Below are 17,621 nucleotides of genomic sequence, written 5' to 3'. Positions count from 1 at the left end.
TAATTTAACTTTTATGAATAATGAAGCATTTTCATTGTATCATACCAGGATATAATATTTCACTTAATTGAAAATTTTCTAAAATAAAGAAGCGCGGGCCAGACAAAAAAGAGGAATATCTCCTTCGGGGTCGAATATATATTACTATAAACATAAGAAGAGGTGATTAATGAGTTGAACGCCAAAGAATTAAGCAGAAGAATTATTGATGAAGCCCTGGACCGGAAAGCTTCGGATATTCATTTTATTCCGGAGGATGAAAACGTCCACGTTTATTTCCGCGTACAGGGACTCCGGGTTTTTTCCCGCTCCCTCCCTCTCCCCCTTTACAACAAACTTCTCACATTTCTGAAATTCTCCTCGGAAATGGATATAGGAGAAATGAAGCTCCCTCAAAACGGCAAACTCTCTTACCTTTCCCGCGGTCTTTCTACAGACCTCAGGTTGTCGACATTACCCCTTTCTTCTACGGAAAGTCTTGCCATCCGGCTGTTTTCCGTAACCGAAAATCTTTCTATCGGTGAGCTTTTCCTCTTTCCTGAACAAATGAAGAGGGTTATGAAATGGATCGGTTACACCTCAGGTCTTGTTCTTTTTACGGGTCCGACCGGATGTGGCAAATCAACGACTCTATATGCCCTAATGGAAATACTTGCACAAAAAGGGCACCTCCAGCTTATTACCCTGGAGGATCCGGTGGAAAGAAGTGTACCCGGTGTCATTCAGGTACAGGTGAATGAAAAAAATGCTTTCGATTACAACGAAGGACTGAAAGCCGCTTTACGACATGATCCGGATATCATCATCGTGGGAGAACTCCGGGATGAAGCCACGGCACATTTTGCAGTACGGGCAGCTCTCAGCGGTCATCTGGTTTTCAGTACCCTTCATGCCAAAAACGCTCTGGGTACAATCAGAAGGCTCCAGGAAATGAATATACCGAAAGTTGATTTGGAGCAGACTTTAAGGGCAGTCGCCAGTCAGAAACTGCTTCTTTCTTCCGCTATTAAGCGCAGAGTGGCCATTCTGGAAATACTGGAAGATGCTGCTCTTTCCACCGCCTTGAAAGGTTCCCCCCCTGTTACTTCTCATACCTTCCCTCACCTGAAAAAGAAAGCATGGGCCTATGGATTTATTTAATCGGAAAACTCTCGCTGTCCCACTGCAGATTCATTTCTTCAAAAGAATGTACCCATTGCTGAACAAAGGATATTCCCTGCCCCGGGCGTTAAACATTACAGGCTGGGACCAGGACCTGAAGCCTTTGACTTCGCAGCTTTTATATCATTTCGAAAAAGGCGAACCTATGGAGAAGGCGTTTGCCGAAGCCCGCTTTTCTTCCCTCGTCATATCTTTCCTTTACTTCGGAAAGATGAGAAAAGATTTCCCCTCTTTATTCCATCAGTGTTTTCAATTATTAACCATAACTTATGAAACTAAAAAGAAACTTGCGCACACGTTGAGGTATCCTGTCATTTTAATGTTGTTTCTGTTGTTGACCTTTTATTTCATGAAAAAGTCCGTAATTCCGAGTTTTCAAAACCTTTATGAACATGAAGAGAATAAACCGTGGTCCCTTTACATCTTTCAGACCATAGATTATTCCATATCTTTCTTTGTTCTTCTTTCGGTTATTGCCGGCACCACTTTTTTCGTATACAAACTGGCTGCTCCTAGACTGAAATTCGAGACAAAAATGAATGTTTACAGAAGAATCCCGTTTATTCTAAGTATAAAAACTTACATTGTCAGCTATCAGTTTGCGATCCATGCGAGCTCCATGCTTAAAGCGGGTTTCTCCCTTAATCAGGTGCTTGATATTCTTATTTCCCAGAGAAACCAGCAGGAACTCTCCTTCAGCGCCCGGACTATTCTCGAATCTTTATCCGAAGGGAACACTCTGGGCATGGCAGCTAACGAAACAGTATTAATGCGTAAAGAAATGGTGTCAATCTTCCACGAAGCTAATGACAACCAGGCACTGGCTGATGAACTATCGCTGCTTGCGGGGATGTTTCTGGAGCAGCTGCAGATGAAAACTGAGAAGACGATTCAGCTTATACAGCCGATATTTCTGATTATAACTGCAGTAGTAATTATTTCCATCTATCTGTCTATAATGCTTCCTTTATACAGCTGGATAGAAACATATTAAAAATGAGGTGTACCATAATGAAAAATAATGCCGGTTTTACATTAATAGAAATGCTTGTAGTCTTACTTATAATCACTGTGTTGCTTATCGTGGCACTTCCGAACATCACCGAAAATAACAACACTATCAGAACAAAAGGGTGTGAAGCTTTCACTCTGACAGCAGAGGCACAGATAGAATCTTATTTTATGAAAACCGGAGCTTTCCCTTTAAGTCTGGAAACTCTGGAAGACGAAGGATACCTGAAACAAAGCACATGTCCTAACGGAGAGACCCCTAATTACGACAGTTCAACCGGAGAAATAACTTCGAGTGTTTTACAACCATAAAGGTTTCACGATGGTAGAAGTGATAGTGGTTCTTTGTTTCATTACCGTTTCGCTTGCTATTTTAGCTCCCGGCCAGCACTTAAGTCATTCTCATCTCACAGAGAAGCAGACCATTCAACAATTTGCCGACGACATACATTTTGCTCAGCAGATGAGTGTTCAGAAGGGAATAGAACATACGCTCTATATTGATAAAGTCAACAACGTTTATCGCATTTATGAAAGCTGGGGCTCTTCCCCTATAATACAGGAAGAGTTCCCTCCCGAATGGGAGATACAGCTTGCAACTTTGAAATCCTATACGACTTTTCACGTGAACGGTACAATCAGCACTCCGGGTACAATGTGGTTCCATACCGGAGATAAACAGTATAAAGTCACCTTTCCTTTCAGCAGAAACGGGGTCGTTATTGATGAACAATAAAGGATTTGTATTACTGGAAGCTGTCGGAACACTTGCTCTTATCACTGTTTTTACCGCTCTGATTTTCCCTTCTTTTATTACCGTCCATACATCATTGAATCATTTGAAAGACGAGCGTGAAATTCTGATGCTGTTGCACAATTACACTATACTGGATTCACACGCGGGCGAAATCGAATATAAGTATCCGGTCACTGTACTGAAAGAATCCCATAGATACTGCGCACGTTGGGAGAACGGACAGCAACAGGAGCTTTGTCTGTATGATTAAAGATACGAAAGGTTTCACGTTAATGGAAGTGCTGTTATCCCTTTCGATCCTTTTGACAGCACTCGTCGTGTTAGTCCCCCTGATGAATTATTTGAGACCTTTGGAGTGGAACGGGGACTGGCAAACACACCAATATATTCAGCTGCTGCAGGAAGAACTGAACACGGCCTCTTCAGTGAATGTTCAAAAGAATAATCTCCATTACACTAATATAGAGGGAAGTATCGTCTCTATAGAACAATATCGTAACTTAGTAAGAAGAAGAGTGAGCGGTAAGGGACATGAAACGTTACTATTCGACATAAGGGATATGACTTTCTTTTTTAAGTCGGACGTATTGCATGTAAAAATTGAATACGAAGGTGGAGAACGGTTTGAAAAATCGCTATACGTTCCCGGTAAATGAAAAGGGATTCTACTACCCCTGGGTTTCGGCTTTACTATTTATGTTTTTGCTGGTATTCGGTTATATGATCCATACCTATTATCAAAACATGGAACTGAATCAGGCAATTAAAAAAAGCTATCAGACCCAGCGATACTACCAGTCCGTTTATGATAAATGGACCCCGTTCATTATCTCTTCCACAAGCTTTCCACTAACTATCCGCCGTCCCCTGACGGATGGAGAGGCATCTGTCACCTGCAACGATGAAGAAGTCCGAATCTTGTGCACATACACGGTAATCTACAAAGATTTACACAAAAATTACAAACAAACTTACAAATTGGATTAGATTCCCTCTTACGTTTCATTTACATCCTGATTATTCTCGTATATAATGTGAATGATAGTTTAATATGAAGGAGGGGAAGAAGTATGGATCGTATGTTTCGTACGCTGGCCTTTTGGACAGGTATATTTGCTGTCATGTTTTACGCTGGTGACATGATGGAAGCTACATTGATATCCCTGGCTCAAACTGCCTTTTTCCTTGCGATTGGCTTTCTCAAGCTGTCTGAACGTATGTATATCTACATATTTTTCTCTTATTTGACAGTCTTTATGATTGGTTTTACTTATTATACCTCGTTTATTTTACAACCAGGTTTTGGTCACTAAAAAAAACGTTCCATCAGTGCTGTGCACTAATGGAACGTTTTTTTAGGTAAGAAAAGGATTCGATTTTCTTTCATCTCCAACGGTCGTGGGATCTCCGTGCCCGGGATAGATTCTCATATCGTCACGAAGGGTGAACAGTTCACTTAATATCGCATCCAGCAGCTGTTCATGATCTCCACCGGGCAAATCAGTCCGACCTATCCCTCCCTGAAACAATGTATCTCCGGCGATAGTGAACCTTTCATTCCGGAACACTAAAGCTACGCTTCCGGGAGAATGACCCGGGACGTGTCGGACTTCAAAGGAAAACGCTCCGATCTTCTGCTTTCCTTCCTCCAATATAAAATCAGGGTCCGCAGCAATGACAGGATCCATCCCAAACCATTCCGAACCGTTTTTTGCAGGGTCACTCAGCCACCCGGCTTCGTCCAGATGGAGAAAAACGGGAGCGTCATAGTGCGTCCTCGTTTCTTCAAGTGCCCCTATATGATCAAAATGAGCGTGAGTCAAAATTATCGCTTCCACCTTCAATTCTTTTTCGTCCATAAGTTTTCTCAACTTATCAAAATCACCACCCGGATCAATAACGAGAGCCCTGCCATTTTCATAAAGTACATAGCCATTCGTACCCAGAGGTCCGAGTGGTATTCTTGCAATCCGTAACATAATGTCCCTCCATTATCAGCTTTACATTTTTATTCCTCGACAAAATAGAAAAAATCCTATAAAATAAGTGAAGAATGAATATCTTACATAAGTATAACATCTCGTACAACAGTACAGATAGAATCAACTGGGAGGTGCGGACATGGTAACAGCTATCCTGTTTTTGCTCGTGACTATTCTTTGTGTCATGGCAATTTTCCGGGAAATTAAAACTAAAAACTTTCTTGCCGTAGCTTTTTCTTTAATTTCTGCAGCAGTATTCGGATGGTTTTCTGTAATGACCATCTATGCTAATTTATTCGGCTAAAAAGACGCTGAGATTCTCAGCGTCTTTTTTATTTTTCCTGATTGGAAGCATAAGCGAGCATCGCTTCTTCCGATTCAAGCAATTGCTTGTTTTCCGTAAAAAAGTGTCTGTACATAATAAGCGTGACGAACATCGCACTTAAAGATACGGATGAAAATATACTGAGGGAAATTACCAACTGGTATTTGATAGCCATAATCGGCTCCACTCCTCCGAGAATCAGTCCCGTCATCATTCCCGGAAGCTGGACGAGTCCAATGGTCTTGATTCTGTCCACGTTCGGAATGAGTGCTGCATTCAAAGTTCTCCGAACAATCAGCGTGGACGCCTGTTTCGGTTCCGCCCCTAACGAAAGAGCAGCAAAAAGCCTCCCCCGATTCTCGGAGAACTCACTTTTCATCCTTTCGAGCGCAAGTCCCATCGCTACCATACTGTTCCCGATAACCATCCCGCTCATCGGTATAACTTCGGAGGGGATGAATTCCACCATGCCGAAAAGAAGCCACATGGCCAGTACGCTGACTTCCACGAGCACGAGCCCGCCAAAAATCACAGGAAGAACGTGCGGCAATTCTTTCCCTTTCTTTCTTGCATGGAAGCTTGCAACTACCAGCATGACCGTTACCATTAAAGGAATACCTATATATGCATTTAAATCGAATAAGTAAGTAAGGATATAACCGATCGCAAAAAGCTGCACAGTACCTCTGAGAGAAGCGACTATGACATTACGGCTTAACCCCAGTTGATAGAAATAAGATACGGATAGCGGTATAACTACAAAAATAATCAAAAACCATAAAGACTGACTCGAAATTTCAGGTGACATGATTCCCCCCCTATCCCTGTAAATATTCCTTCAATGCTCTACTTTGCGGCTGCTCAAGCATTTCCGGTATTTTTCCATGTTCCTCAATAGTTCCTTCATTCATGAACAAGCCATTTGTCCCCAATCTTCTCGCCTGGGCCATCTGGTGGGTCACCATTACCATCGTAAGCCCCTGCTGTTCAATAAGCTCCTTCAGCACCGTTTCGATATCTTCTCCAGTTTTATCATCAAGAGCGCTTGTCGGCTCATCCAGTAAAAGCACCTCCGGTTCATTTGCAAGAGTCCTCGCCAGAGACACCCGCTGCTGCTGACCTCCCGACAGATGATCGACGTCACGGTCTTTCATCTCCGGAGACAGCTGGACATACTCAAGCAGCTCCTTCTCTCTGCCCGGTCGCCACGAATTAGTGAGAGAAGGGCCATATTTCAAATTATCGAGGACAGTGCCCGGAAATAGATTCGGAGATTGAAGAAGCAGACCGAATTTTTGACGCAGTTCGATAATTGGTACATCTGTCAAAGGTTTTCCGTTGTAAAAAATTTCCCCCTCCTCCGGATCTTTCAGCCGATTAAAAAGAAAAAGAAGCGTACTTTTTCCGGTTCCTGAAGGTCCGAAAAGAATAGCCCGCTCCTGTTTTTGAAGCGTAAAAGAAATATCTCTGAGCGGCCCGTGGCTCACATTTCTGAATTCGATCACATTTATTTACCCCCTATGCGTTCTCCCGATAAAGGAAAGACCGTCCTGTGCTAAAAAGGACGGTCCCATGGCTAATCTTTGAAATCATAAAACCTGAATAAATCTCCATAAATGATGTTGTCCGAATACTCGAGTTCTTTCGATACTTTTTCTTTAAAAGGTTCACAAGGCGATTCCTCTTCCGGAGGCAATTCGACAGGCTCACCGGTTTCCTTATCATAACAGACAGATTTCGAATAAATATAATCTTTCGTTATAAAGCTGCCATCGCGCATAGCTATAAAATCCTTCCTATGTTCTGCCAGCATATTCTCACCGAAATTAATATCTCTTTTCTCCTCGATTCCCAATAAGTGCAGTATCGTGGGCTTCATATCTATTTGTCCGGCGATTTTTTCATAGATTTTCCCTTCCCCCGAACCAGGTATATGAATCATTAAAGGGACACGTTGAAGCTGGATATGTTCGTATCCGTTAATATCCCGGCCGAGATAATCACTCATGGCACCTTTATGGAATTCACTTATTCCATAGTGATCTCCCATGAATATAAACATCGTATCTTCATACATACCTTTTTCTTTCATCCGGTTCATAAATTCCTTCAGCGACTCGTCCGTGTACCTCGCTGTCTGTACGTATTGATTCAGTGTAGTGGAATTTGTATCCAGTTTATCGATCGATGCTTTATCTTCCGGGAGGTCAAAAGGAAAGTGATGGGTAAGTGTTATAAACTTGCTGTAAAACGGCTGCTCCTGTTCTTTCAAATATGGAATGGACTGTTCGAAAAATGCTTTGTCTTCCAGACCCCAACCGAAAGAATTCTCTTCCTTGATTTCAAAATCTTCTTTCGAATAAAAATGATCATACCCGATATTATCGTACATGACGTCCCGGTTCCAGAAACTTTCATTGTTAGCGTGGAACACGGAAGTAGTATACCCCTTTTCATTCAACAATTCGGGCAACGCATTGTAATCGTTCTGGGCATGTGTAAAATAAACAGCCCCCCGGTCGAGAGGGTACAAAGAGTTTTCTACGAGGAACTCGGAGTCCGACGTTTTCCCCTGTGCTGTCTGATGATAGAAGTTCTTGAACCATAAAGTATCTTTATTTTCTTTCAGATCGTTCATAAAAGGGGTTATCTCCTCCCCATTCACTTCTTTATCCAAAACAAAGTTCTGCATCGACTCCACACTTACCAAAACTACGTTTTTGTCTTCGGCTATGCCGAAAAGTTCTGTCTTCGACGATTCTTCTCCCTTTTGATCGGCTATATAATTACGGATTTTTTCTATTTCACTTCCGTCTGCAAACACTCTCTGGGCCTGTGTTCTCGTCTGCATCGTCAAGTCATATATGTGATAGTTGAACAGTCCGATATTCTTCACCAGATACTCCCTGTCAAACGTTCTTGTAAAAAGCATGGGCCTCTCCACTTCAGCTAAAGTGACGTTCATCGCAAGCAGCAGAAACATAACTGCCGTAGCCGCTACTTTCTGCGGTTTTTCAGAAATGGCGGGCCATCCGGGATTTCTACTGAGAATCCAGATCAAAATCACATCCAGAAACAGCAGCAGATCCGTGAAGTGGATCAGAGTAAAAATACTTGAAGTCAGATCTGCCGCATTGTTTCCCTGAAAAAGGACGGGAAGTGTAATGAAATCCGTGAAATTACGATAAAACAGCAAATTCACATATAGTACAAGAGTTGCTAATAGCGATGAATATTTCAGGTATCTTCCTTGTTTATTCGTTTTCAGCCAAATGCTTATAACAAAAATCACATAGGCACTGACAAGCGGGTTCAGAATTAATATAAGTTCCTGCAACGCACTATCGATAGAAATGCCGAACATGAATCTGTAGACCAAATAAGTTTTTAAACCGAACAAAATGGCTGCAAGAACAAATAAGGGAGTTCTCCTTATTAATTCTTTCATTAAATTTCCTCCTCGTTCCGCTTCACAACAAAACACTTTACATACCATCTCCTGCCTCGCAGAAGATAACACCTTTCTTTATTATAACGTTCGACTGCTTTCATAAGTTTCAAGTAAATGAAAATAACGAAGTCGATCGCAAGGGAGCGATTATCTTTCCTGAGCCCCGGTCTGTTTGTTCTCCGTCTTTGTCTTAACCAGGAAGGCGCCTCCTATAACACCTGCATCATTACCAAGCTCGGCGATACTGATGTCACAGACTTCCCTGACACGTGGAAGAGCATACTTACGGAAAGCCGTCTTCAAAGGTTCTATAAGCTGTTCGCCGGCTTTCGATACACCTCCGCCTATCACTATCTTTTCCGGATTGATGGAAACTGCGAGGTTGGCCAGAGCCAGACCCAGCTGATCCGTGACGTCTTTCACTATAAGCCGGCAGTCTTCGTCGTCTTGTTTCAGCCCCTCGAATACGTCTTTTGCTTCCGGATTTTTAATGGATGATAAAAACCCGTTTTCATTCTTCAACTGTCTTTCTTTCGCTTTACGAGCTATCGCCGTCGCAGACGCTTCTGTTTCGAGGCACCCGTATCTGCCGCAATTACAATAATGCGGAGACCCCGGTTTTACTGTGATGTGACCAATCTCTCCACCGGTTCCGTTCGTACCGTTGATCACCTTATGATTGACGATAATACCGCCACCTACACCGGTTCCAAGAGTGACTGCCACCATACTGGCGCAATTATGCCCCGCTCCGAGCCAGTTTTCCCCGAGTGCTGCGATATTAGCATCATTATCAGCCCATACCTGCAGGCCGGCAGCCTGTTTTAAGGCTTCTCCCATTCCGAAGTCTTTCCAGCCTATATTTATAGCTTCATAAACGTAACCTTCTTCCTGCTCTATGAACCCCGGTGCTCCTACTCCTATACCATGAAGTGTACGTTTATCAATTTTCAGCTCATCCAGTGTATGCTCCAGAGACAAAGCGACATCAGAAATGATACTGTTCCCGCTTTCCTCAGTAACGGTGGGTATCTCCCACTTATGTATCATTTCCCCATCTCTATCAAGAACAGCCATTTTTACAGTAGTACCACCGATATCAACACCAATATATTTATCTTTTTCCATAGCAGTATTAGACCTCTTTTCTTTTCCTGTCCTTCTCCCGGGCTATCTCCGAACGCAGCAATAGTATAGCCATACGGTAGTCTTCCTGGGTCATGCATTGAGATTTATACAGTTCCTGAATTTCATCTTCCATTAGTTCGAGGCCCGCTTCCCGGTCTCCGACATAAATAATGGTTCCGAATTTCTTCAGAAACTGTTGGATATCGTAAATTGTTTTCATCTTTATCACCGCCTTCATTATATCAATCCTGCCTGACAAAAGAAACGATGGAACTCTGCTGGAACGGGCATTATTTATAAATTTCTCCAAACACAAAAAAGAACGGCGCTTCTTTCATGCTACGAAGAAGCAGGCCGTTCGGGATCTTTGTTCCGTAATTCTGCATTAAGTTCCTCAGCCTTTTCCTGGTGGTACTCCGCTTTCTTTTCATTACCCCGGCGCTCATAAAGGATACTCAGGTTAAAATGAGCTTCAGCAAACTCCGGAGCAATGTCCACGGCTTTTCTCAGGTCGTCGAATGCCAGATTTTCTTTTCCTGTTTGTAAGTAAGCATATGATCGGAAAAATAAGTATTCATCTTCCCACTCGCCTTCCGTCTTCTCCAGGCTTTCCGTAATATCCAGCATATCTTCATATCTTTCTTCTTCCTGCAATTCCTGCAAATACTGTATATCTGCGGCCGTAAGTTTTAAATCACCTCCGCTTCCTGATGCTAATAATACAGCTAACCCCAAAGCGTACAAGGCGACAGACACTGTCCGATAAACCCGATGAGAAAGTTTTGGCAGATCCACCAGCTGCGCAGCCAGAAAACCGCCGATAAGTCCTCCCATGTGACCGCTGTTATCCACCTGGGGCACCGTTATACCGAATACGATATTAATCGCAACCAGTATAATAAGGTTCCATCCCATCGTGCGGAAAAACAGAGAGGGATACCGCCATGCAAAATATAAAAGCGCTCCGAACAATCCGAAAATCGCTCCCGAAGCTCCTGCAGCCACCGAAGTATTGAAGTAAAAACTCGCTGCACTACCGAGTATTCCTGCAAGAAAATAAATCATCGTAAATCTGAAAGATCCATATATCTGTTCGACTGCTGTACCTAAATAAAAAAGAGCCAGCATGTTCATCAGCAGATGCAGGACACCAATGTGGAGAAACATGGAAGATATAAGACGCCACCATTCCCCTTCGATGATTCCGGGATTATACTTAGCTCCGTATTCAATGAGAGTGCTGATGGAAGTAGTACTCCCGACACTTTCCAAATAATAAAAAATGATTAAGTTTATTATCAACAGGAGGTAAGTGATCCTGGGCTTTCCATACTCGAAAACTTCTCTCATTTTCTGCTGCTGCTTCTGCCTGATAGAATAAAGCTGATGTTTCATATATTCAATGGTAGATTCATATTCAAGAGGGGCATCCGGAAGTTTATAGTTGATTTCTGGCGGGTGATCCAGCTTGTTCGTGGCAGCTAATTGTTCCAGTCCCCTCTCTTTATTATCATCACTCAGAAAAATAACGTTCGAATTATGTGCCAGTTTTACCGACGGAGAATCGAACTCGTCTACTGTCGGGTGTTCAGCCACATATAATAAATCGATGTTTTTTATCCGTCCCGAAAAATATCTTTTGTTTTTCTCCAGCTGTCTGTTCACATGCTCAATGTCCGCCTTCACGTGATTAGACCAGTGAAATTCCTTGTTCAGCAGACGGATTACGTGTGACTGACCTCCGGACGACTTCTCAAGCCACACCTCTTCACGCTGCAGGTGGAGATGTATAATCTCAAAATCGAAGCGGGAGACGAGATCATACGCCAACTTCCAAAAAAAATACCGCTGTTCCATCTCCATGTAATCTCCCCCTTCGTCACAACTTAATAATGTTTTACGCGCTCCACAGCATCCTTCACTACAGAGACGGATTTCTTGAATAAATCCTTCTCGTCCTGTCGTAAATTCAATTCCACTATTTCCCTAACGCCGTTTCTGTTAATGATCGCCGGTACGCCCACGTACACATCTTCCTCATCATACTGCCCTTCAAGAAGTACCGATACAGTGAACAGGGCATCTTCGTTGCGGAGAACCGCTTTGGTCAGGCGTACCAGCCCCATTGCTATTCCATAATGAGTAGCACCTTTTCTTTCTATAATATGATAAGCCGCATCGCGTACTTTATGGAAAATAGGTTCCAGATCCTTTTCATCATATCTCTCCGTATGCATGGATATGTACTGATCCACGGGAATACCGCCCACGTTCGCATGACTCCAGACAGGCAATTCCGAATCACCATGCTCACCGATGATGTAGGCGTGTACATTTCTTGCATCGATACGGAAATAATCTCCCAGCTGATACCTCAATCTGGCGGTATCCAGAATCGTGCCGGACCCTATAACCCGCTCGGAGGATAACCCGGAGAACTTCCAGGTCATATAACTTAAAACGTCCACAGGATTGGTTGCTACTATAAATATACCATCAAATGAATGGGACATCACCTGATCAACGATGGATTTGAACACTTCCGTATTCTTCATGGCAAGGTCCAGTCTGGTTTCTCCGGGCTTCTGATTGGCTCCCGCAGTAATTACAACTATATCCGCTCCCTCACAGTCCCGGTAGTCCCCCGTTCTTATCTGCATAGAAGATGGTGCGAAAGCAAGTCCATGATTCAAATCCATGACATCTCCTTCCGCTTTATCTTTATCCAGATCGATGATCACCAGCTCATCAGCCACTCCCTGGTTCAGGAGTCCATAGGCGTAACTGGAACCCACCGCTCCGTTCCCAATGATAACTACTCTATTTCGCATATTCATCATAAGTTCATTCCTCCCCGGAAGTATTGATAAGACGGCTCTCTGTTACAATCAACTGAACGGGTATATCGTGATCTTCGACGGGTATGAAGTCCTGCAATTGATTTTCGGAAGTTACAGATAACGTCTTTCCTGAAAATGTTTCCAGGTAACGGTCATAGAAGCCCCCGCCGAACCCTATACGATACCCGTCGTAATTAAATAATAAGCCCGGCACAAAAAGTAAATCAATGTCTTTTTTGTGAATTATTGAACAGAATTCAGGATCAGGTTCCAAAATACCGCTGTATCCTTCTTTCATTTGTTCATATGTATGAACGAGATAGAACTCCATGCTTTTTAAAGTTGGGGAGACTTTGGGAACCGCGACCTTCTTACCTTCCTCCCACCCTTTTTCGATAAAGTTTCTCGTACTCCATTCCGGGTATTTGGAAACTGTTATAGCTATTACACGGGCTCTTTCCCATTGGGAAGTACCCGTTACGTTTACAAACTGTTCCTCCTCAATTCGATGCCTCTGTTCTCTCGAAAGGTTCTTTAAGTAACGCATAATTTCAGTACGCATCAATTTCTTCATGGACTCACCCTCTCCCCTGAAGCAGTGAAATGCCTGTACTTCCGTATGTAAAAAAAGATCGCAACAGTAAATGTCGCGATCTAATGAGGTCTTTATTTTGTTTCACGGTGCAAAGTGTGTTTCCCCTGACGCGGGCTGTACTTCATCAATTCCAGACGCTCAGGATTTGTGCGTTTGTTTTTAGTAGTGATATAGTTACGGTCTCCTGTTTCAGTACAGGCTAGTGTAATATTTACGCGCATATTCTGTCCCTCCAATATTTCTTTAATGTTAATGATTTCAAAGTTGTAATCAGACTTCATTATAATAGCAGATTGTCGCTTCCCTTTCAAGCATTTTCACAATACACTTTTCTTTTATTTGAATGTTTTCCGTCAGAAGCTGCCTATACGCAGGGAGCGGAACTAAGGTCCGCAACCTAAGCAAAACCCCCGCCGTATGAACGGCAGGGGCGTAAAGAATTACTTAGCTTCGTTATAGCGTTTTTCTACTTCGTCCCAGTTGACAACGTTCCAGAACGCTGCAACATAGTCAGGACGACGGTTCTGGTAGTTGAGATAGTACGCGTGCTCCCATACGTCCAGACCGAGTACCGGTGTCTTACCTTCCATAAGAGGAGAATCCTGGTTCAGTGTATCAATAACTTCAAGTTTTCCGTTATTAACTACGAGCCAGGCCCATCCGGAACCAAAACGGCCTTTAGCGGTAGCTTCGAATTTCTCTTTGAAATCTTCAAAGCTTCCGAACGTCTGTTTAATATCGTCCGCAAGTTTACCACTTGGCTCACCGCCACCGTTCGGAGACATGATAGTCCAGAAAAGGTCATGGTTAGCGTGACCGCCGCCGTTTCTGCGTACCGGTGTTTTAATCTCGTCAGGAACAATTTCCAGGTTGTTCTGAAGAAGTTCTTCGAGGGATTTGTCCTGCAGGTCACTGTGACCTTCCAACGCATCATTCAATGTTGATACGTACTTGTTGTGGTGTTTGGTATGATGGATGTTCATCGTTTCCTTGTCGATTGTCGGTTCCAGTGCATCATAAGCATATGGAAGTTCTGGAAGTTCAAATTTAGCCATAAATAAAATCCTCCTTGTATTTAATATGTAAGGGATTGAAACCCTTACTATTAACTTACCAAACGGTCAGTATCGATGCAAACGTTTTGATCGACTACCTTCCGCATCCATCCATTGTTTACCTCAGTTACTTTCCGTTTAAACAAAAAATCATCAAATTCATATGAATTTGATGATTCCGGATGATGCCTGTTCATTTTTAAATGGCTCGGGACGGAATCGAACCGCCGACACACGGATTTTCAGTCCGTTGCTCTACCGACTGAGCTACCGAGCCTAAGTAAAGGAAGTGGCGGAGGAGGAGGGATTCGAACCCCCGCGCGGCATAAATACCGCCTGGCGGCTTTCGAGGCCGCTCCCTTCAGCCGTACTTGGGTACTCCCCCGTAATAATGGACCCTGCAGGACTCGAACCTGCGACCGATCGGTTATGAGCCGATAGCTCTAACCAGCTGAGCTAAGGGTCCGTATGGGGCGGTTGATGGGGATCGAACCCACGTATGCCGGAACCACAATCCGGTGCGTTAACCACTTCGCCACAACCGCCATAGATATGTAATGGCGGTGGAGGGAATCGAACCCACGACCTCACGGGTATGAACCGTACGCTCTAGCCAGCTGAGCTACACCGCCATATGAAGTATTTTAACGACGCTATTTAATATAGCATGCGTCATTTATTATTGTCAACACGTTCATGAAAATTTAATGGAGAAGGAAGGTTTTCCCCTCCCTCCTCCTGCTTTTTCTACAGGTTTTCTTTCTCCCCAAGCACTTCTTCCGCCACGTTTACAGCATGATCACCGATACGCTCAAGGTTACTGAGCATATCCACAAATACGATACCTGCCTGGCCTGAACAGATTCCTTCGTTCAATCTGATAATGTGCTTCTTACGGTAAGTACGTTCCATTCGGTCAAGCTCATTTTCTTTCCGCACTACTTCCCGGGCTTCATCTTCATCCATGAATTCCAGAGATCTGGTGGCCTGATTCACCGTTTCCAGAGTCAGACTGAACATTTCATTCAGATCGTCATGAGCCTGTTCAGTCAAGTTCACTTTGTGCGTATTTTTATAATCGATCAGTTCTATAAGGTTTTCAAAATGATCTCCTATCCTTTCGAAATCGCGCACCGAGTCCAGAAGTGCCCCGTGCTTATGACTGTCGTCGTCGGAAAGTGAGGTCTGCGACAGGTCGACCAGGTAATCTGTGATTTTTCTGTCGAGGTTGTTCAGTGCTTCTTCCACCTGTGTCGCAAGCTCGGAGTGTTTTCTCAGGTTACTTGTGAGATACAGGTTCGTTTCACTGAGACCTTTGTAGGCATAGTCTCCCATACGTATAATCTCTGCTTTCGCCTGGTCCAGGGCAAGAGACGGGGACTGTTCTATGAAGATCGGATCCAGGTGCTGAGGTTTGTACTCGATTACCGTATCCTCACCCGGCACCAGTTTCATTACTATCCATGCAAGTATTGCGATGAATGGAAATTGTACAATCGTGTTCGCGATGTTGAACGACCCGTGAGCAAAAGCTATCGTCATCTCGGGGCCCAGGTCCAGATAACTGCTTATCCATCTGACATAAGCTTCGAAGGGTACGAGGAGCATAAGAAAGATTACGGCTCCAAGCACGTTGAAGATAACGTGAGCGAAAGCTGCCCGTTTGGCTCCGACACTTGCCCCGATTGCAGCAAGAGCCGCCGTTACGGTAGTACCGATATTATCACCGAAAAGCACCGGTAGGGCGGCATCAATGGATACCAGTCCTTCCCCCATCAGACTCTGAAGAATACCTATGGTGGCACTTGAACTTTGGACAAGAACCGTGAACAGAACTCCCACGACTACACCCAGAATCGGGTTGTTACTCATGCTGACTGTGAGGTCTGTGAATGTCTGAACATTTTCAAGAGGTTCTACACCTTTCCCCATCGTCTCGAGTCCGAAGAAGAGTGCACCGAAACCGAAAATGGTCTGGCCCCAGTTGGAAACTTTGTGGTTTTTAAAGAAGAAAATCATAAAGGCCCCGATTGCCAAAATAGGCAGCCCGTATGCCTTAATATCAATACCGATAATGAATGCTGTAAGTGTAGTACCTATGTTCGCTCCCATTATGACCCCGATCGCCTGTCTGAAGGTCATGAACCCTGCGTTCACAAGCCCGACAGTCAACACGGTCGTGGTTGAACTACTTTGAAGAAAACCCGTTGCTACTGCACCGGCGATGACTCCCATAAAAGGGTTCTTCGTAAATTTATCCAGAATATCTCTCAGGCGATCTCCGGCTGTCCTCTGCAAACCGTCCGCCATATACTTTAAACCGAATAAAAATATTCCGAGTCCACCGAAAAACTGAAATATAATTTCCTGATAACTAATATCCAATCCCCTCACCCTTTCACTGCCCAGGCAGCTGGTTATCAATCATTCTCTCTGTTACCGTCCTCATTATTAATGATTGAAAGAGCTATTGTAAAGGTTATTTTCGAATCTTAACATTATCTTTACAAACAAAGACAGAAACCATTTGTTCAGGTTTCTGTCTTCGTAACGAGAATCCTTGTACCATCGGCATCCTCGACGGTCAACTGTTCTCCTTTTTCCAGCCACTTACCATTCGTAGTGGCACTATATTCTTTCCCCTTTACTTCTATCGTTCCGGTAGGGCGCATATCGGTTACGGCTGTCGCATTTTCACCGATAAGAGCTCTATATGTCTCATTCATACTGTTATACCCGAGCTCCGAGGATAACTGATCATTCAAAGCAACCTTGCTCCACATCTGACGTTTAGGGAATACTTTAAGGAATACCAATGAAGATAATCCACCAAGAACTACCCCGCTCGCACTGTATAATCCCGCTCCCCAGCTCGGTGCACTGAGACTTACGGATAGTACCATGATTACCGCCCCGATCGTACCGAGTGTACCGTCGTTCACAAATTTTCCGTCCACAATGAGAAGTGCCAGCCCCAGCAGATACATCGCCCCCATCAGGAAGAACATATCAGGTTCGAGATACGAAGAGAAATACACAGTAATAAACCCGATACCGAGCAGCGCAAAAACGCCTTTCATACGGACGAGCAGTTCCCCCAGAAGGAACATTGTACTGAAGAAGGTTATAAAGAAAGCAATCCAGTCATATGTCAACAAAGTACTCACCTCACCTTTACCATATGTACGAAAAATATACGTATTTCGTTTCAATAACTTCTCTTGCTTTGTAGATAGTTTTAAACATGATATGATGTTATTATTCAGTATAAAGGAAAAAGGGAAACTTCTCATTTAAAATATTGGCCTTTATAATG

Annotated in this window: 22 protein-coding genes and 5 tRNA genes; 9 read left to right on the top strand and 18 right to left on the bottom strand. The window is 43.6% G+C overall.

Annotation, left to right across the window (positions count from 1 at the left end):
• The first annotated feature begins 174 nt into the window (after nucleotides 1-174).
• From comGA to BLU03_RS05285, 8 genes are all read left to right on the top strand, one after another.
• On the top strand, nucleotides 175-1,140 hold the full coding sequence (gene comGA, locus BLU03_RS05320; RefSeq protein WP_008588889.1) for a competence type IV pilus ATPase ComGA: 966 nt from the start codon (nucleotides 175-177) through the stop codon (nucleotides 1,138-1,140).
• Nucleotides 1,127-2,155, top strand: a complete 1,029-nt coding sequence (locus BLU03_RS05315) for a type II secretion system F family protein (RefSeq protein WP_093106145.1) — start codon at nucleotides 1,127-1,129, stop codon at nucleotides 2,153-2,155. The genes comGA and BLU03_RS05315 overlap by 14 nt, the downstream gene beginning before the upstream one ends.
• 17 nt (nucleotides 2,156-2,172) lie before the next feature.
• A complete protein-coding gene (gene comGC / locus BLU03_RS05310; protein WP_076569915.1) occupies nucleotides 2,173-2,484 on the top strand; it encodes a competence type IV pilus major pilin ComGC in 312 nt (103 codons plus the stop codon).
• The gene (comGD, locus tag BLU03_RS05305; RefSeq protein ID WP_008588885.1) at nucleotides 2,468-2,908 is read left to right on the top strand and encodes a competence type IV pilus minor pilin ComGD; all 441 of its coding nucleotides are present in this window, start codon (nucleotides 2,468-2,470) and stop codon (nucleotides 2,906-2,908) included. The genes comGC and comGD overlap by 17 nt, the downstream gene beginning before the upstream one ends.
• Nucleotides 2,898-3,179 (top strand): hypothetical protein, encoded by a 282-nt coding sequence (locus tag BLU03_RS05300; protein ID WP_008588883.1) that lies wholly within the window; start codon nucleotides 2,898-2,900, stop codon nucleotides 3,177-3,179. The genes comGD and BLU03_RS05300 overlap by 11 nt, the downstream gene beginning before the upstream one ends.
• Complete coding sequence (locus tag BLU03_RS05295) at nucleotides 3,172-3,585, top strand: competence type IV pilus minor pilin ComGF (protein ID WP_008588882.1); 414 nt, start codon at nucleotides 3,172-3,174, stop codon at nucleotides 3,583-3,585. The genes BLU03_RS05300 and BLU03_RS05295 overlap by 8 nt, the downstream gene beginning before the upstream one ends.
• Nucleotides 3,554-3,916, top strand: coding sequence for a hypothetical protein (locus BLU03_RS05290; RefSeq protein ID WP_008588881.1), 363 nt, complete (start codon nucleotides 3,554-3,556; stop codon nucleotides 3,914-3,916). The genes BLU03_RS05295 and BLU03_RS05290 overlap by 32 nt, the downstream gene beginning before the upstream one ends.
• An 83-nt stretch (nucleotides 3,917-3,999) precedes the next feature.
• Nucleotides 4,000-4,242 carry a DUF2626 domain-containing protein gene (locus BLU03_RS05285; protein WP_008588880.1) on the top strand — a complete coding sequence of 81 codons (243 nt, stop codon included), beginning with the start codon at nucleotides 4,000-4,002 and terminating at the stop codon, nucleotides 4,240-4,242.
• Between the two features lie 42 nt (nucleotides 4,243-4,284).
• On the opposite strand, the gene BLU03_RS05280 is transcribed toward BLU03_RS05285, so the two are convergent.
• Nucleotides 4,285-4,908, bottom strand: coding sequence for an MBL fold metallo-hydrolase (locus tag BLU03_RS05280; protein ID WP_008588878.1), 624 nt, complete (start codon nucleotides 4,906-4,908; stop codon nucleotides 4,285-4,287).
• 142 nt (nucleotides 4,909-5,050) lie between these two features.
• On the opposite strand from BLU03_RS05280, the gene BLU03_RS05275 reads away from it, so the two are divergent.
• Nucleotides 5,051-5,215 (top strand): DUF2759 domain-containing protein, encoded by a 165-nt coding sequence (locus tag BLU03_RS05275; RefSeq protein WP_008588876.1) that lies wholly within the window; start codon nucleotides 5,051-5,053, stop codon nucleotides 5,213-5,215.
• Nucleotides 5,216-5,243: 28 nt separating this feature from the next.
• Here the strand turns inward: BLU03_RS05275 and BLU03_RS05270 are convergent, their stop codons facing one another.
• The 17 genes from BLU03_RS05270 to BLU03_RS05190 form a co-directional block, all read right to left on the bottom strand.
• Nucleotides 5,244-6,044, bottom strand: a complete 801-nt coding sequence (locus BLU03_RS05270) for an ABC transporter permease (protein ID WP_093106142.1) — start codon at nucleotides 6,042-6,044, stop codon at nucleotides 5,244-5,246.
• Nucleotides 6,045-6,054: 10 nt separating this feature from the next.
• Nucleotides 6,055-6,741 (bottom strand): ABC transporter ATP-binding protein, encoded by a 687-nt coding sequence (locus BLU03_RS05265; RefSeq protein WP_093106140.1) that lies wholly within the window; start codon nucleotides 6,739-6,741, stop codon nucleotides 6,055-6,057.
• A gap of 71 nt (nucleotides 6,742-6,812) precedes the next feature.
• Nucleotides 6,813-8,684 carry an LTA synthase family protein gene (locus BLU03_RS05260; RefSeq protein WP_076569910.1) on the bottom strand — a complete coding sequence of 624 codons (1,872 nt, stop codon included), beginning with the start codon at nucleotides 8,682-8,684 and terminating at the stop codon, nucleotides 6,813-6,815.
• Nucleotides 8,685-8,834: 150 nt separating this feature from the next.
• Entirely contained in the window at nucleotides 8,835-9,815 is a 981-nt protein-coding gene (locus BLU03_RS05255; protein WP_008588860.1) for an ROK family glucokinase, read from the bottom strand.
• A gap of 7 nt (nucleotides 9,816-9,822) precedes the next feature.
• Nucleotides 9,823-10,035, bottom strand: coding sequence for a YqgQ family protein (locus BLU03_RS05250; protein WP_008588843.1), 213 nt, complete (start codon nucleotides 10,033-10,035; stop codon nucleotides 9,823-9,825).
• Nucleotides 10,036-10,154: 119 nt separating this feature from the next.
• Nucleotides 10,155-11,678, bottom strand: coding sequence for a rhomboid family protein (locus BLU03_RS05245; RefSeq protein ID WP_008588840.1), 1,524 nt, complete (start codon nucleotides 11,676-11,678; stop codon nucleotides 10,155-10,157).
• A 23-nt stretch (nucleotides 11,679-11,701) separates the two neighbouring features.
• Nucleotides 11,702-12,655, bottom strand: a complete 954-nt coding sequence (locus BLU03_RS05240) for an L-lactate dehydrogenase (protein ID WP_008588838.1) — start codon at nucleotides 12,653-12,655, stop codon at nucleotides 11,702-11,704.
• 4 nt (nucleotides 12,656-12,659) lie between these two features.
• Nucleotides 12,660-13,229, bottom strand: a complete 570-nt coding sequence (locus tag BLU03_RS05235) for a 5-formyltetrahydrofolate cyclo-ligase (RefSeq protein ID WP_008588836.1) — start codon at nucleotides 13,227-13,229, stop codon at nucleotides 12,660-12,662.
• 92 nt (nucleotides 13,230-13,321) lie between these two features.
• Entirely contained in the window at nucleotides 13,322-13,471 is a 150-nt protein-coding gene (gene rpmG, locus BLU03_RS05230; RefSeq protein WP_073991986.1) for a 50S ribosomal protein L33, read from the bottom strand.
• A gap of 219 nt (nucleotides 13,472-13,690) precedes the next feature.
• Entirely contained in the window at nucleotides 13,691-14,305 is a 615-nt protein-coding gene (locus BLU03_RS05225) for a superoxide dismutase (RefSeq protein ID WP_008588831.1), read from the bottom strand.
• Between the two features lie 204 nt (nucleotides 14,306-14,509).
• Nucleotides 14,510-14,582 (bottom strand) — tRNA-Phe (locus BLU03_RS05220).
• A 13-nt stretch (nucleotides 14,583-14,595) separates the two neighbouring features.
• A tRNA-Ser gene (locus tag BLU03_RS05215) sits at nucleotides 14,596-14,690 on the bottom strand.
• Between the two features lie 7 nt (nucleotides 14,691-14,697).
• Nucleotides 14,698-14,771, bottom strand: a tRNA-Ile gene (locus tag BLU03_RS05210).
• A 3-nt stretch (nucleotides 14,772-14,774) separates the two neighbouring features.
• A tRNA-His gene (locus tag BLU03_RS05205) sits at nucleotides 14,775-14,850 on the bottom strand.
• A gap of 13 nt (nucleotides 14,851-14,863) precedes the next feature.
• Nucleotides 14,864-14,937 (bottom strand) — tRNA-Met (locus BLU03_RS05200).
• Between the two features lie 115 nt (nucleotides 14,938-15,052).
• Nucleotides 15,053-16,690, bottom strand: a complete 1,638-nt coding sequence (locus BLU03_RS05195) for a Na/Pi cotransporter family protein (RefSeq protein ID WP_093106137.1) — start codon at nucleotides 16,688-16,690, stop codon at nucleotides 15,053-15,055.
• 146 nt (nucleotides 16,691-16,836) lie between these two features.
• Entirely contained in the window at nucleotides 16,837-17,460 is a 624-nt protein-coding gene (locus BLU03_RS05190; RefSeq protein ID WP_008588826.1) for an NfeD family protein, read from the bottom strand.
• Between the last annotated feature and the right edge of the window lie 161 nt (nucleotides 17,461-17,621).

Origin of the sequence: Salimicrobium album (assembly GCF_900107115.1) — a bacterium.
Lineage (GTDB): Bacteria > Bacillota > Bacilli > Bacillales > Halobacillaceae > Salimicrobium > Salimicrobium album.
This window is presented reverse-complemented; position numbering and strand designations above follow the sequence as displayed.

What these genes read in the sequence shown, in the direction of transcription:
- BLU03_RS05315 (WP_093106145.1), top strand. Translation starts at nt 1,127, where the DNA reads ATGGATTTATTTAATCGGAAAACTCTCGCTGTCCCACTGCAGATTCAT.
- comGC (WP_076569915.1), top strand. Translation starts at nt 2,173, where the DNA reads ATGAAAAATAATGCCGGTTTTACATTAATAGAAATGCTTGTAGTCTTA.
- BLU03_RS05300 (WP_008588883.1), top strand. Translation starts at nt 2,898, where the DNA reads ATGAACAATAAAGGATTTGTATTACTGGAAGCTGTCGGAACACTTGCT.
- BLU03_RS05295 (WP_008588882.1), top strand. Translation starts at nt 3,172, where the DNA reads ATGATTAAAGATACGAAAGGTTTCACGTTAATGGAAGTGCTGTTATCC.
- BLU03_RS05285 (WP_008588880.1), top strand. Translation starts at nt 4,000, where the DNA reads ATGGATCGTATGTTTCGTACGCTGGCCTTTTGGACAGGTATATTTGCT.
- BLU03_RS05280 (WP_008588878.1), bottom strand. Translation starts at nt 4,908, where the DNA reads ATGTTACGGATTGCAAGAATACCACTCGGACCTCTGGGTACGAATGGC.
- BLU03_RS05275 (WP_008588876.1), top strand. Translation starts at nt 5,051, where the DNA reads ATGGTAACAGCTATCCTGTTTTTGCTCGTGACTATTCTTTGTGTCATG.
- BLU03_RS05270 (WP_093106142.1), bottom strand. Translation starts at nt 6,044, where the DNA reads ATGTCACCTGAAATTTCGAGTCAGTCTTTATGGTTTTTGATTATTTTT.
- BLU03_RS05260 (WP_076569910.1), bottom strand. Translation starts at nt 8,684, where the DNA reads ATGAAAGAATTAATAAGGAGAACTCCCTTATTTGTTCTTGCAGCCATT.
- BLU03_RS05255 (WP_008588860.1), bottom strand. Translation starts at nt 9,815, where the DNA reads ATGGAAAAAGATAAATATATTGGTGTTGATATCGGTGGTACTACTGTA.
- BLU03_RS05250 (WP_008588843.1), bottom strand. Translation starts at nt 10,035, where the DNA reads ATGAAAACAATTTACGATATCCAACAGTTTCTGAAGAAATTCGGAACC.
- BLU03_RS05245 (WP_008588840.1), bottom strand. Translation starts at nt 11,678, where the DNA reads ATGGAGATGGAACAGCGGTATTTTTTTTGGAAGTTGGCGTATGATCTC.
- BLU03_RS05240 (WP_008588838.1), bottom strand. Translation starts at nt 12,655, where the DNA reads ATGATGAATATGCGAAATAGAGTAGTTATCATTGGGAACGGAGCGGTG.
- BLU03_RS05235 (WP_008588836.1), bottom strand. Translation starts at nt 13,229, where the DNA reads ATGAAGAAATTGATGCGTACTGAAATTATGCGTTACTTAAAGAACCTT.
- rpmG (WP_073991986.1), bottom strand. Translation starts at nt 13,471, where the DNA reads ATGCGCGTAAATATTACACTAGCCTGTACTGAAACAGGAGACCGTAAC.
- BLU03_RS05225 (WP_008588831.1), bottom strand. Translation starts at nt 14,305, where the DNA reads ATGGCTAAATTTGAACTTCCAGAACTTCCATATGCTTATGATGCACTG.